Below are 13,155 nucleotides of genomic sequence, written 5' to 3' on the forward strand. Positions count from 1 at the left end.
GGGCATGTGATCGCGCCGCTCGTTGCACAGCGAATGGGGCTGATGACGCTCGGCACTTTCCATCAAAGACGCGGCGACCAGTCGCTTCTGATCGGTGATGGCGCCTTGATATATTCAGCCCCCGACTCGCAGGGCTCGGACATGCCGGCGGATGGCAGCCCGCCGCCCGCCGTTTGGGGCCGCGCGTTCGGTGCTCAAAGCGATCTTGGCGCCGACGCAACGCTCAGCGTCGCCGACTTCAAAATTGGACCGGAATTCAACGGCAATTATTGGGGCCTGCAGATTGGTAGCGATATCGCAGGCGTCGAACACGACAACGGCCATGTCGACCGTTTCGGGTTGTTCTACACGCATGCCGAAGCGTCCGGCGACATCAGCGGCAACGTGCTGGGCGGCCTGGAGTTGCCCGCCGGAAGTCTCGATCTGACCGAAAACAGCATCGCCGGTTACTGGACCCACACAGCACCTAGCGGCTGGTATGTCGATGTCGTGGCCAAGTACGCCTGGCTTGACGGCACCTCCGAATCGAATCGCGGAATCGGCAGCGATGTTCAGGGCAACAGCTTCGCCGCCTCGGCCGAGACGGGCCTGCCCTACATGTTTGCCCAAGACTGGGCGATTGAGCCGCAAGCGCAGCTGATATGGCAGCGCATCCACTTCGATGACAGCCGGGATCCATTCTCCGCCATCGGCCACGACCCGTTCGACGCAATGACCGGGCGAATCGGGGCACGCCTGGAACACAGCATGGGAAAGGTGCTGGCACATGCCGGCATCAACCTTTGGCACGGCTTTTCGGCGGAGTCGGTCGTTACCTTCAACACCACCCCGCTTGTGCTTGACACCAGCGGAACCTGGCTCGAGCTGAATGGCGGCGCGGCCTTCGACGTCAGTAATAACGTTTCAGCATTCGGCGACGTCAGCTATTCGTTCGATATCGACAGCACCCATCAGCAGACGTTCGGCGGCCAGATCGGACTGAAGGTGAGATGGTAACGTGCCGATGTGAGTACCTGGGCCGCGCCTCGTGGCGAGCGCGACCTTGCACCAGGCTGGTGCGTCCCAGGCGATGGCGAATCCTGTTGCCATCGAGGGCGGTCAAGAGCGAAACTCGTTCAGGCAACAACAGAGCCTCCATCTCATGAATCAGCTTATCGCCTACGTCGCCGAGGGACATGAGTTGCGCATCCGGCCTGCACCGCCCGAACGGGACTGGATGGACAATACCGACGAGCGGTTTGCCTACCGATGCCTGCCGCTGAACATAGCCAATGCTCATGGCTGGGAAATTTTGTGCGCGACTGCCTTTTCGGCCATCTGGGACGGCCGCGGCAGCGTCGACGCTATCCGAATAAAGCCAAAACCTGGAACTGTTCCACCAGCGGTCACCCATTTTGGCAACGGAACGCTCACATTCCACGTCCCTTGTCTTTTCCGGACGGACCCTGGAACCAATCTGTTCGTGACCGGCCCGCTCAATCGTCCGAAAGACGGCATCGCGGCACTGTCGGGGATCATCGAGACTGATTGGTCACCCTACACTTTCACCATGAACTGGAAGTTCACGCGCCCGAACCAGAGGGTACATTTTGAAACCGGCGAACCTTTTTGCCATTTGTTCCCGCTCGCGCGTGGCGGTCTCGACAGCGTGACGCCGGAGCTACGCAACCTTGCTGAAAATCCGGAGCTCCAAGGCGAGTTCAAGCATTGGTCGGAAAGCCGGGACAACTTCAACGCCGCGCTGGCCGATCCGGCATCAAGACCTGCCCAGGACAAATGGCAGAAATCATATTTCCGCGGTGTATACCCATCGGGGGCCCCCTGTCCGGAGGGGCACCAAAGCAGACTGCGCTTGCGACCATTCGCAACGAAATGATCGCGTGCGTCGACGGTTCGATGATTTGCGGAGCAACGACCGAGCAGTTGGTCCACCCAAAGTAAATCGAACCCTGTTCCCGCGCGCCCACCAGCTTTGGGACGACGACGGGCATGTCATCTGGAATGAAAGCACGTTGCGGTAACCGGTGATTTGAAATCGGACCTGTCGTCCGGATCGATATCCGCCTAAAGGCTGACCGCGTCGTCGGGCTGACGGCCGGCACACTCACGGATCAGGACGCCGGGGAAGTGATCCCCAGCAACTCAAGACCAGCATCTCGGCCTCCAACCGGGGGCATTGAGCGATCCCTCTAGCCGATGCGATCAATCAGGCGTTACCGGTGGCTGGCCTTGAAACCTTTGCCCGTGCTGCTGCGTTGAAGGGCGAAGGAGAACGCAGATGTCGATCCACTTCACGGTATCGGAACTGACAAGAAACCTTTTTCACTCTCTCGGGCTGGATCACGACCGTGCCCCACGGCCGCTCAATGCCGAGCAAAACCTGTTGCTGGAGTGCTATCTCGCAGGGCAGATTCCGGAATCGGCCTGGTGCGACTATGTCTTCGAGACACCGGACCTGGCACGGCATGCCGAACTGCGGCGCCTGAGCCATTGATCTGCCGGCTGGGGAAAAAGGCTCGGCAGCAATTGTCTTGAGAGCTATTTCTTGGGTGAAACGAATTGCAACGTGAAGACGTTGCCGCCAATGCCTTGCGCCAGATCAGGTGAAAAATTCAGCGGCGTGCAATTCTTGACCGCGGCGACGGCCGCATCAATGAACGACTTGCGCGCCTTCTCGTCCCCGGCCACCTTGGCCGCGGTTGGCCGCGGCGGACCGATCAGAGTGCCGTCGCGCTTGAAACTGAAGCTCAGGGTTACAGTCGAATTCCCGGCATCGGCGGGCGGCGTCCAGCATGACTGGATCGCGGCTCCGACATCGTCCATGTTGTTAAGTGTTGCGGCATTCGACGGACAGACGATCCCTGTCGACATCACACCCGCAATGACCAGTTCGGCAACACCCTTCATCGCAAGCCCTCATCGTCACGACCAGCCGGCAATCCGCACGGGACCGGCGGGATCGATGGTAGAGCCAACACCGGCAATGGCAATATCCCTTGCCAAAAAGTTGTTCGGACAGAGCATGGCCAATGTGAGCCAATAGCCGAAAACAAAAAGGCCGGCACTGAGCCGACCTTTCCTTTTCACCTCGGCAGTTGCGCCAGTACATCCGTGGTCGCGGGCCGAAAGCGAATTGACTCCAATAGACAGGCTATTGGTAAACCAAACCTTAACGCGCCTGTCGTCCCACGCGCCCAGTCGGGAATCGCTGAGCCGCGAAGCCATCCTCTTGCGGCAGGACGGCCTATGCGACCGCCCTGAATTCGGCTTCTGGCACCGTCCCGAGACCCGCGCACTGCGCGCACACCATGGTCTTTCCGGGACAACCACTTTGATGCGTCCCTTGCGGGCAGCAATGCCCTTTTGACGCACGCCATCTGGAGCAATCGAAAACCTTGCCGCCGCCATGGCAGTGCGTGCATATCATCGTCACGGAAGTCATTCCAAACTCTACCCGACCCGAAATCCGCGTTGCCGCGAAAGCTACCCCGCCCCGCAAGTATCAGAGATCGCAGCGCTTTCAAGCGCCGCGGCCTGACTTAAATTGGGTGGATCCGGGCACACGACGTCCCCGGCTCTCGCGGCATTTGCGCGCTCTTTCGAGGCATGCTGAGCCCATGCCGGTACTGGCCGGTGTTGTTGGATTGTCTGGAGATCAACGACCGCGCCGTTGCTTGGTACGCCCAAGGGGAATCGAACCCCTGTTCCCGCCGTGAGAGGGCGGTGTCCTGACCGCTAGACGATGGGCGCGCTCAAGAAGGGGCGATATAGGCTGGCGGCTGGCAAAAAGCAACTGGGGTTCGGCGGCTTTGCGGCAGCGGACGAAAAACAGCCCGCAAGCTAGCGTTTCGGCTGGATCAGATCCCACAGATTGCCGTGGAGATCGGCGAAAACCGCCACCGTTCCATAGGGCTCAAAACGGGGCGCTTCGCGGAATTCGATGCCCTTCTCCAACATCGCGGCATGATCGCCGGCAAAATCGACGGTTTCGAGGAAGAGAAAAACCCGGCCGCCGGTCTGGTTGCCGATGCTTTTCCTCTGCGCCTCGTCGGATGCCTCGGCAAGCAGCAGCCTGGCGCCCTGCCCGTTTGCCGGCGCGACGATCACCCAGCGTTTGCCGTCGCCGAGATCGACGTCCTCGAGCAGCAGAAAGCCCAGCCGGCCGACATACCAGGCGATCGCTTCGTCATAGTCTGCGACAACCAGCGCCACGGTCGCGACACGGCGATGTTCGGAGTATCCGGCCACCGTCTTTGCCTGCCTATTTGTTGCGGATTGCAAAACGGCCGATCAGGCGGCGCTCTGCTATATCATAGACGAAGATCGCACGGCTCCCGTCCGCGAGTTCTGCATCGATCGAAAGACGATCGCCCGACAGCGACTGACTGACCACCTTGGCGCCCACCGGCAGGACGATATCGGCGCTGGCCGGCTCGCCCGCCGGCGTCTGGACGTCGCCGGACAGCGCCGGGTTGGCCGGCGGCGCCTTGCGTGATTTGTAGACAATCGCCGCGATCACCACCATAAGAGCCAGAAAGAGCAGGCCGAGATTGATGGCCATGAAGCGGATGAGCTTGCCGCGCAGCTTGTCGACCTCGGGGTCAAGCGGCTTTTCCTGTTCTTCATCGGCATCGGGCCGGGCCATGGCAAATATTCCGGAATGGTTTTTCGATGAGCGCTCATAGCGAAGAGGCCCCCGAATTGATAGAGGACCTGTTGATGGGGGCCGCGCCCACCTTGCTGGTCGCCGGCGCGGATGCGGCCGGCCAACGCCTGGACCAGTGGCTGGCGGCGGCCCTCGGCCCGGACATGTCACGCAGTCGCGTGCAGATGCTGATCAGGCAAGGCGCCGTCGTCATCGACGGCAAGCCGGTCGACGAAACCAGGCGCAAGATGAGCGCAGGCGAAAATGTTTCGGTGGCCATGCCGGAACCGGAACCGGCGCAGCCACAGGGCGAGAACATCGCGCTCGACGTGCTCTACGAGGACGACGAATTGATCGTCATCAACAAGCCTGCGGGGCTGGTCGTGCACCCCGGCGCCGGCAACTGGACCGGCACGCTGGTCAATGCGCTGATCCACCATTGCGGCGACAGCCTGTCTGGCATTGGCGGGGTACGCCGGCCGGGCATCGTCCATCGCCTCGACAAGGAGACCAGCGGCGTCATGGTGGTCGCCAAGATCGACCGTGCCCACAAGGCGCTGTCGGAGGCCTTCGCCGACCACGGCCTGACGGGCGACCTCGAACGCGCCTACCTGGCTCTGGTCTGGGGCATACCCCAGAGGCCGACTGGAACGATCGACGCGCCGCTTGGCCGCGCCGCCGACCGAGTGCGCCGCGCTGTCGTGCCGGAAGGCCGCGACGACGCGCGCCACGCCGTCACCCGCTTTGCCGTGCAGGAGCGTTTCGGCGATGACCAGCGGGAATTCGCCACCGCAAGCCTCGTCGAATGTCGGTTGGAAACCGGCCGCACCCATCAGATCCGCGTTCACATGGCCCATATCGGCCACCCCGTTATCGGCGACCCCGATTACGGCCTGGCGTTCCGTACCAAGGCCAACCGACTGCCGGAGCCCCTGAAAAGTCAGGTCAAGGCATTTTCCCGGCAAGCTTTGCATGCCTGGCTCCTTGCATTTCGGCATCCCACTACCCATCTAACGATGAGGTTCGAGGCGCCGATACCGGGGGACATGGAGGAACTCGTCGGCAACTTTCGCAAACTCTGAACCTGCCTCAAAAAACCTGAGTGGCATTGTTCACTTCAACGTGACACACTGTTTCGTGTTGAACAAATGCCTGTCTTTTCTGGTTTTGTTCCTGTATAAGTTCTGATGTCGCGGGCGAGCCTTTTGGTGCTCGCGTCACATGCCCGCCGCGTTTCGGGGGCATCACTCCAATAGAGAGGGGGCGCTATCATGGCCCAGTCATTACCCAGTATCGTTTCCGGCGAAGGCGGCCTCAGCCGCTATCTGGAAGAAATCCGCCGCTTTCCCATGCTGCAGCCGCAGGAAGAGTACATGCTCGCGAAGCGTTACGCCGAGCATGAAGACACCACGGCCGCGCACAAGCTCGTCACCAGCCATTTGCGGCTCGTCGCCAAGATCGCCATGGGCTATCGCGGCTACGGTCTGCCGATCGGCGAGGTGATCTCGGAAGGCAATGTCGGCCTGATGCAGGCCGTCAAGAAATTCGAACCCGAGCGTGGTTTCCGTCTCGCCACCTACGCCATGTGGTGGATCAAGGCCTCGATCCAGGAGTACATCCTGCGCTCGTGGAGCCTCGTCAAGATGGGCACGACCGCCAACCAGAAGCGTCTGTTCTTCAATCTCCGCAAGGTGAAGGGCAAGATCCAGGCGCTGGACGACGGCGACCTCAAGCCCGACCAGATCGCCGAGATCGCTACGAGGCTGAACGTTTCCGAGGCCGAAGTGGTGTCGATGAACCGCCGCCTGTCCGGCGACGCGTCCCTCAACGCGCCGATCCGGGCGACGGAAGGCGAGTCCGGCGAATGGCAGGACTGGCTGGTCGACGACCACGAAAGCCAGGAAGAGATGCTGATCGAGCAGGACGAGCTGGAAAACCGGCGCGGCATGCTGTCGGGCGCTCTGGCCGTGCTCAACGATCGCGAGCGGCGCATCTTCGAGGCGCGTCGCCTCGCCGAGGAGCCGCTCACTCTGGAAGAACTGTCGGCCGAGTTCGATATCAGCCGCGAGCGCGTTCGCCAGATCGAGGTGCGCGCCTTCGAGAAGGTGCAGGATGCCGTCAAGGCCGCCGCCAAGCGCCAGATGCAGGCGCTGCGTACCATCGAGGCACAGCCGGCGGCTTAAAGCCGGGATCAGCCAGGAATATCAAGGCGGCGTCAGGAAACTGGCGCCGCTTTTTTGTTTGGCGAAGCCGACGACACAGCCCTTTCTCCCCGTCACTCTACGGGGAGAAATGTCCGGCAGGACAATGAGGGGCGGCACCGAGATTGCGCGATTGCCACCGGCGCAGCAACTGCCAAACATCATCGCCAAACGTCGGCGCCGCCCCTCATCCGGCTGCCGCCACCTTCTCCCGTATACTAACGGGGAGAAGGGACCGACCCTCACAACCCGTCCAGTGGAAATTTGAGGTACCGCCGGCCATTGGCTTCCGGTTCCGGCAGCCGGCCGCCATTCATGTTGACCTGCAGCGCATGCAGGATCAGCCGCGGCATCGGCAATGTGCGGTCGCGCGCCTCGCGTAGCGCCACGAACTCGGCCTCGGTGCGCGCGGCGACAAGATGGGTGTTGGTGGATTTCTGTATCGCCACGGTGCTTTCCCACAAGGGCTCGCGGCCACCGGGCTGATAGTCATGGCCGACGAAGACACGCGTCTCGTCGGGCAACGCCAGGATGTCCTGGATCGAGCGCCAGAGCCGTGCGGCGCTGCCGCCGGGGAAATCCGCCCTCGCCGTGCCGCTGTCGGGCATGAACATCGTGTCATGCACGAAGGCCGCATCCCCCACCACATAGGTGATCGACGCCAGCGTATGTCCTGGCGAGAACAGCACCTTGACCGGAAGGGTTCCGATCCGGAACGTCTCGCCCTCGGCGAACAACCTGTCCCACTGCGTGCCGTCGGCGCGAAAATCGGGCCAGTTGTAGATGACCTTCCACAGGGCCTGGACGTCGACGATCCTGTCGCCGATCGCCATCGGCGCTCCGGTCTTCTGTTTGAGGTAATGCGCCGCCGAGATATGGTCGGCGTGCGGGTGGGTGTCGAGGATCCATTCGAGCTCCAGCCCGTTCTCCCCGACGAAACCGAGCAGGGCATCCGCGCTCCTCGTACCGGTTGCGCCGGATCTCTCGTCGAAATCCAGGATCGGATCGATGATGGCACATCGCTTCGTCGCCGGGTCCGTGACGACATACTGAATGGCCCCGGTCGGCTTGTCATAGAAGCCGCTGACCAAAGGCCTGGCCAAAGCTACATCCACGTCCGGCTCCCTCACCCCACGGCCGGCAGGAACGATTTTCTCCACCGGAACCCATTGCGGGCATGGTTGTCCGCTCCCGCGGGCCAGTCAAGCATGACTTGGCTCGCAGAAGCGGAAAACCAAAAACGGTTGCGACGCTTTGGCTTCAGGCGGAAGGCTGTTTGGTCTTCCTGAGATAAGGCAGGATGGTCTCGTAGGCGCCGAAGCGCTTGATCGCATCCTCGTTGGAAACGGCGGCGGTGATGATGACGTCCTCGCCCTGCTTCCAGTTCGCCGGCGTCGCCACCTGGTGCTTGGCTGTGAGCTGCATGGAATCGACCGCGCGCAGGATCTCGTCGAAGTTGCGCCCTGTCGTCATCGGATAGGTCAGCACCAGCTTGATCTTCTTGTCCGGTCCAATGACGTAGACCGAGCGCACGGTGGCGTTGTCGGCGGGCGTGCGGCCTTCCGAGGTCTCGCCGGCGCCGCCTGGCAGCATGTCATAGAGCTTGGCGACCTTGAGGTCCTTGTCGCCGATCAGCGGATAGTGCACCGAATGGCCGGTGGCCGTCTTGATGTCGTCCTGCCATTTGCCGTGGCTTTCGACAGGGTCGACCGAAATGCCGATGATCTTGACGTTGCGCTTCTTGAACTCGCCCTCGAGACCCGCCATCGTGCCAAGCTCGGTCGTGCAGACCGGCGTGAAATTCTTCGGATGGCTGAACAGGATCGCCCAGCCGTCGCCGATCCAATCATGGAATTTGATGGCTCCCTGCGTGGTTTCTGCGGTGAAGTCCGGCGCGATGTCGTTGATACGAAGACTCATGACCTATCCCTACCCCTTGTGAAATGTAGCCGGTATTCTTTTCGCCGGCCGGTGCCGGCGCTCGATCGTAGCACCGCAGCGTGACTGATTAAACGCTGGAGATGACGGCTATTCAGCCGGCGGGCAAAAATTTTTCCGTGTCCGCGGATCGGGCGCGAAAAATAAGGCGCGACATCGGGCATGAGACAAACGCCAGGGATCGGCGAGGCGCGCCTCAGGCCTTGGTGATCGCCAGCGACGTCGCCAGATCTTCCATCCGCTGCGCCAGGGCGCCAAGCGCGCTGGTCAGCACGCTGTCACTCTTGTCGGCCTTGGTCAGCGCCTCGTCGCGCGTCTTGCGCAAGGTCAGCACTTCGCTCTCCATGCCCTTGACGCGCTTCTGCAGTTCGGAAAGCTCGTCCATCACCATGATGCCGGCCATCACGGTCAGCCGCTGGTCGCCGATCTCGCCAAAGGAATCCTTCAGATGCGAGACGTAACGATCGAAGCGTTCGGCAAGATCGATCAGATGCTCTTCCTGGCCCTCGTCGCAGGCCATGCGGTACTGCTTGCCGTCGATTGAAACCGTGACCTGTGCCATCGGGCCAGCTCCTATCTGTCCAACACGGCGCGGATGGTTTCCATCGCGGTCACCAGCCGTCGCGAGACTTCCTTGTTGGCGTCTTCCAGCCGTTCGGCGCGCGCTTCGGAATTGTCGAGCTCCTGCGCCAGCCGGGAGCGATCGGCATTCATCCGCTGCACTTCGGCCTCGGCTTCCGAATAGTCTCGTTCATGCTCGAGCTTGGCCGCGACGGCATTTTCCAGCCCCTCGATGGCCTTGCTCAGCCTGGCGATTACTTCCTTGAGCGTGGTTTCCCCGGTCATGGCCTTCGTCCTGTGCCCTGCCCATCACCGAATCGTTCGCGTTCAGAACGCGTTATGTCAGAAACATTAGGCACCGGGTGAAGGCAACGTCAACAAAGCTCTCGCGACTGTCCCCCGCTAACGCTAATGTAGGCCCGCCGACGGCATCACAAGACCGGCAAATCTGCACCCGATTTGTTGACTAAAAGCCCGCGCCTGCTATGTGTCGCGCACCCTTTTCAAGGGCTCTCCCAAGCCCTCAAACCCCCACCTCGGAGGAACCATGACGTCGCGTGAACAACATGACCGGATGGCCAATGCGATCCGTTTTCTCTCCATGGACGCCGTCGAGAAGGCGAATTCGGGCCATCCCGGCCTGCCCATGGGTTGCGCCGACATCGCCACGGTGCTGTTCACGCGCTTCCTGAAATACGACCCCAAGGCCCCGCACTGGGCCGACCGTGACCGCTTCATCCTGTCGGCCGGCCATGGCTCGATGCTGCTCTACTCGTTGCTGCATCTGACAGGCTACGAAGACATGACCATCGACCAGATCAAGCACTTCCGCCAGTTGGGTTCGAAAACGGCGGGCCATCCCGAATACGGCCACGCGACCGGCATCGAGACCACGACCGGCCCGCTCGGCCAGGGCCTCGCCAACTCGGTCGGCTTCGCGCTCGGCGAGCGCATCATGAACGCCGCCTTCGGCAATGACCTCGTCGACCACTACACCTATGTGCTGGCCGGCGACGGCTGCCTGATGGAAGGTGTGTCCCAGGAAGCCATCGCGCTTGCCGGTCACCTCAAGCTCAACAAGCTGATCGTCTTCTGGGACAACAACAACATCTCGATCGATGGCCCGGTATCGCTCGCCGACAACACCGACCAGGTCGCCCGCTTCCAGGCCTCCGGCTGGAACGCCAGCCATATCGACGGCACCGATCCGGAAGCGATCGCCTATGCCATCGAAGCTGCCCGCCATTCCGACAAGCCGACGATGATCGCCTGCAAGACGACCATCGGCTTCGGCGCCCCGACCAAGGCCGGCACCAACAAGGCGCACGGTTCACCGCTCGGCGCCGACGAGATCGCGGGCGCGCGCAAGTTCTTCAACTGGGACTCGCCGCCCTTCGAGATTCCGGCCGACATCCTCGACGCCTGGCGCACCGCCGGCAAGGCCGGCGCCAAGCCGCGCACCGACTGGGAAGGCCGCCTGGCCAAGACCGATCCGAAGCTGAAGGCCGAGTTCGAGCGCCGCCTCGCCGGCAAGCTGCCAGGCAATTTCGACGCCGTCATCGCCGACTACAAGAAGAAGCTCTCGGCCGACAAGCCGAAGGTCGCCACCCGCAAATCGTCGGAAATGGCGCTCGAAGTGATCAATGGCGCGGTGCCGGAGACCATCGGCGGCTCGGCGGATCTGACCGGCTCCAACAACACCAAGACCAGCCAGACCAAGAACATCACGCCGGACGACTACGGCCAGCGCTATGTCCACTACGGCATCCGCGAGCATGGCATGGCTGCCGCGATCAACGGCTTGACGCTGCATGGCGGTCTCATCGCCTATGGCGGCACCTTCATGTGCTTCTCCGACTATGCCCGCCCCTCGATGCGGCTTGCCTCGCTTATGGGCATTCGCTCGATCTTCGTCATGACCCATGATTCCATTGGTCTGGGCGAAGACGGCCCGACCCACCAGCCGGTCGAGCACCTGGCGGCCCTGCGCGCCATCCCGAACCACAATGTGTTCCGTCCGGCCGACGCCGTGGAAACCGCCGAATGCTGGCAGATCGCGCTCGAATCCGAAAAGACGCCGTCGACCCTGGCGCTGACCCGGCAGAACCTGCCGACCGTGCGCACCGAGTTCACCGAAAAGAACCTGAGCAGCCAGGGCGCCTATGAACTCGCCGCCGCCAGCGGTGAAGCCGCGGTGACGATCTTCGCCTCCGGCTCCGAGGTTGAGATCGCGCTCGGCGCCCGCGACCTTCTGGAAAAGCATGGCCACCCGACCCGCGTCGTCTCGGTGCCTTGCTTCGAACTGTTCGACAAGCAGAGCGACGCCTATCGCAAGAAGACGATCGGCGACGCGCCGATCAAGATGGCGATCGAGGCCGGCATCCGCCAGGGCTGGGACCATCTCATCGGCTCCGATGGCATCTTCATCGGCATGACCGGCTTCGGCGCCTCCGGCACCATCGAGCAGCTCTATCCGCATTTCGGCATCACCGCCGATGCGGCCGCCAAGGCCGCTGAAGCCCGCCTTCACGGCAATTGAGGCCCGGGCAGGTCGCCCAAAATTGCATCGCGGCGTTGGGAACGACATGCACCAAACAAAATCCGGCGAGATCGCGTGAAAAGCGGTTTCGCCGAACTGGCCTAACCTAATCGATTTAAATCTGGCCCGCTGCGGCTGGATTCTTCGCCCGTCCGCCGCTATGAAGCTGCGGACCAATCGCCTTCCAGCTCCCAGGGAGAGAACAATGACCGTCAGAGTTGCCATCAACGGATTTGGCCGCATCGGCCGCAACATCCTGCGCGCCATCCATGAGTCCGGCCGCAAGGACATCGAGGTCGTCGCCGTCAATGATCTCGGCCCGGTCGAGACCAATGCCCACCTGCTGCGCTTTGACAGCGTGCACGGCCGCTTCCCCCATGAAGTGTCGGTCGACGGCGACCAGATCACCGTCGGCAAGGAGAAGTTCAAGGTCACGGCGATCAAGGACCCGACACAGTTGCCGTGGAAGGAACTCGGCGTCGACATTGCGCTCGAATGCACCGGCATCTTCACCGCCCGCGACAAGGCCGCCGCGCACCTGACCGCCGGCGCCAAGCGCGTGCTGGTCTCGGCTCCCGCCGACGGCGCCGACCTCACCGTCGTCTACGGCATCAACCACGACAAGCTGACCAAGGACCACATCGTCATCTCGAACGCGTCCTGCACCACCAACTGCCTGGCGCCGCTTGCGGCCGTCCTGCACGAGACGGTCGGCATCGAAAAGGGCATGATGACGACGATCCATTCCTACACGGGCGACCAGCCGACGCTGGACACCATGCACAAGGATCTCTACCGCGCCCGCGCCGCCGCCCTGTCGCAGATCCCGACCTCGACCGGTGCCGCCAAGGCGATCGGCCTCGTGCTGCCCGATCTCAAGGGCAAGCTCGACGGGATCTCGATCCGCGTGCCGACGCCGAATGTCTCGGTCGTCGACTTCAAGTTCATCGCCAAGCGCGCGACCACGGTCCAGGAAATCAACGAAGCGGTCATCGCCGCCTCCAACGGCAAGCTGAAGGGCATCCTCGGCGTTACCCATCACCCGAACGTGTCGATCGACTTCAACCACGATCCGCGCTCCTCGATCATGGCGCTCGACCAGACCAAGGTGATGGACGGCAACTTCGTTTCGGTGCTGTCGTGGTACGACAATGAATGGGGCTTCTCCAACCGCATGGGCGACACCGCCGTGGCTTTCGGCAAGACCATCGCCTGATCGAAGATCCGCTTTCCGACACTCGAAACGCCCGGCTTCGTCCGGGCGTTTCGAG

The 13,155-nt window shown here is 62.2% G+C and carries 15 protein-coding genes and 1 tRNA gene; 7 read left to right on the top strand and 9 right to left on the bottom strand.

Translation table 11 applies throughout. The annotated features are described in order from the left end of the window. The 3 genes from EOA36_RS12000 to EOA36_RS12010 all read left to right on the top strand — a co-directional run. Nucleotides 1-996: autotransporter outer membrane beta-barrel domain-containing protein (locus tag EOA36_RS12000; protein WP_145969152.1), on the top strand; the 996-nt coding region annotated here is incomplete at its 5' end. Nucleotides 997-1,027: 31 nt separating this feature from the next. Further along, a complete protein-coding gene (locus EOA36_RS12005; protein ID WP_245464328.1) occupies nt 1,028-1,876 on the top strand; it encodes a DUF6065 family protein in 849 nt (282 codons plus the stop codon). Between the two features lie 402 nt (nt 1,877-2,278). Next, nucleotides 2,279-2,494 (top strand): hypothetical protein, encoded by a 216-nt coding sequence (locus EOA36_RS12010; RefSeq protein WP_127277830.1) that lies wholly within the window; start codon nt 2,279-2,281, stop codon nt 2,492-2,494. A gap of 44 nt (nt 2,495-2,538) precedes the next feature. Here EOA36_RS12010 and EOA36_RS12015 read toward each other — a convergent pair whose 3' ends face one another. The 5 genes from EOA36_RS12015 to EOA36_RS12035 form a co-directional block, all read right to left on the bottom strand. Beyond that, nucleotides 2,539-2,907, bottom strand: coding sequence for a cell envelope integrity protein TolA (locus EOA36_RS12015; RefSeq protein ID WP_127277831.1), 369 nt, complete (start codon nt 2,905-2,907; stop codon nt 2,539-2,541). Between the two features lie 15 nt (nt 2,908-2,922). Then, entirely contained in the window at nt 2,923-3,225 is a 303-nt protein-coding gene (locus tag EOA36_RS37010) for a hypothetical protein (RefSeq protein ID WP_135932640.1), read from the bottom strand. Between the two features lie 450 nt (nt 3,226-3,675). Further along, a tRNA-Glu gene (locus EOA36_RS12025) sits at nt 3,676-3,750 on the bottom strand. 90 nt (nt 3,751-3,840) lie between these two features. Then, nucleotides 3,841-4,248: a VOC family protein gene (locus EOA36_RS12030; RefSeq protein ID WP_127277833.1), complete on the bottom strand. Its 408-nt coding sequence runs from the start codon at nt 4,246-4,248 to the stop codon at nt 3,841-3,843. A 13-nt stretch (nt 4,249-4,261) separates the two neighbouring features. After that, the gene (locus EOA36_RS12035; RefSeq protein ID WP_127277834.1) at nt 4,262-4,645 is read right to left on the bottom strand and encodes a fimbrial protein; all 384 of its coding nucleotides are present in this window, start codon (nt 4,643-4,645) and stop codon (nt 4,262-4,264) included. A 26-nt stretch (nt 4,646-4,671) separates the two neighbouring features. Here EOA36_RS12035 and EOA36_RS12040 point away from each other — a divergent pair, with 26 nt between their 5' ends. Together EOA36_RS12040 and rpoH are read left to right on the top strand one after the other, a co-directional pair. Next, complete coding sequence (locus EOA36_RS12040; protein ID WP_127277835.1) at nt 4,672-5,727, top strand: RluA family pseudouridine synthase; 1,056 nt, start codon at nt 4,672-4,674, stop codon at nt 5,725-5,727. Between the two features lie 189 nt (nt 5,728-5,916). Beyond that, nucleotides 5,917-6,828, top strand: coding sequence for an RNA polymerase sigma factor RpoH (gene rpoH, locus EOA36_RS12045; protein WP_015315375.1), 912 nt, complete (start codon nt 5,917-5,919; stop codon nt 6,826-6,828). Between the two features lie 260 nt (nt 6,829-7,088). Here rpoH and EOA36_RS12050 read toward each other — a convergent pair whose 3' ends face one another. The 4 genes from EOA36_RS12050 to EOA36_RS12065 all read right to left on the bottom strand — a co-directional run bounded on the left by EOA36_RS12050 (nt 7,089) and on the right by EOA36_RS12065 (nt 9,630). Further along, nucleotides 7,089-7,961, bottom strand: coding sequence for an MBL fold metallo-hydrolase (locus tag EOA36_RS12050; RefSeq protein ID WP_127277836.1), 873 nt, complete (start codon nt 7,959-7,961; stop codon nt 7,089-7,091). Nucleotides 7,962-8,106: 145 nt separating this feature from the next. Next, on the bottom strand, nt 8,107-8,766 hold the full coding sequence (locus EOA36_RS12055; RefSeq protein WP_015315373.1) for a peroxiredoxin: 660 nt from the start codon (nt 8,764-8,766) through the stop codon (nt 8,107-8,109). Between the two features lie 214 nt (nt 8,767-8,980). Continuing rightward, nucleotides 8,981-9,346 carry a cell division protein ZapA gene (locus tag EOA36_RS12060; protein WP_127277837.1) on the bottom strand — a complete coding sequence of 122 codons (366 nt, stop codon included), beginning with the start codon at nt 9,344-9,346 and terminating at the stop codon, nt 8,981-8,983. An 11-nt stretch (nt 9,347-9,357) separates the two neighbouring features. Continuing rightward, nucleotides 9,358-9,630 carry a DUF4164 domain-containing protein gene (locus EOA36_RS12065; protein ID WP_015315371.1) on the bottom strand — a complete coding sequence of 91 codons (273 nt, stop codon included), beginning with the start codon at nt 9,628-9,630 and terminating at the stop codon, nt 9,358-9,360. A 262-nt stretch (nt 9,631-9,892) separates the two neighbouring features. On the opposite strand from EOA36_RS12065, the gene tkt reads away from it, so the two are divergent. Continuing rightward, complete coding sequence (tkt, locus tag EOA36_RS12070; RefSeq protein WP_127277838.1) at nt 9,893-11,884, top strand: transketolase; 1,992 nt, start codon at nt 9,893-9,895, stop codon at nt 11,882-11,884. A gap of 205 nt (nt 11,885-12,089) precedes the next feature. After that, nucleotides 12,090-13,100, top strand: a complete 1,011-nt coding sequence (gene gap / locus EOA36_RS12075; protein WP_127277839.1) for a type I glyceraldehyde-3-phosphate dehydrogenase — start codon at nt 12,090-12,092, stop codon at nt 13,098-13,100. Nucleotides 13,101-13,155 lie beyond the last annotated feature (55 nt).

The sequence above is a fragment of the Mesorhizobium sp. M8A.F.Ca.ET.021.01.1.1 genome, from assembly GCF_003998025.1.
Taxonomy (GTDB): Bacteria; Pseudomonadota; Alphaproteobacteria; order Rhizobiales; family Rhizobiaceae; genus Mesorhizobium.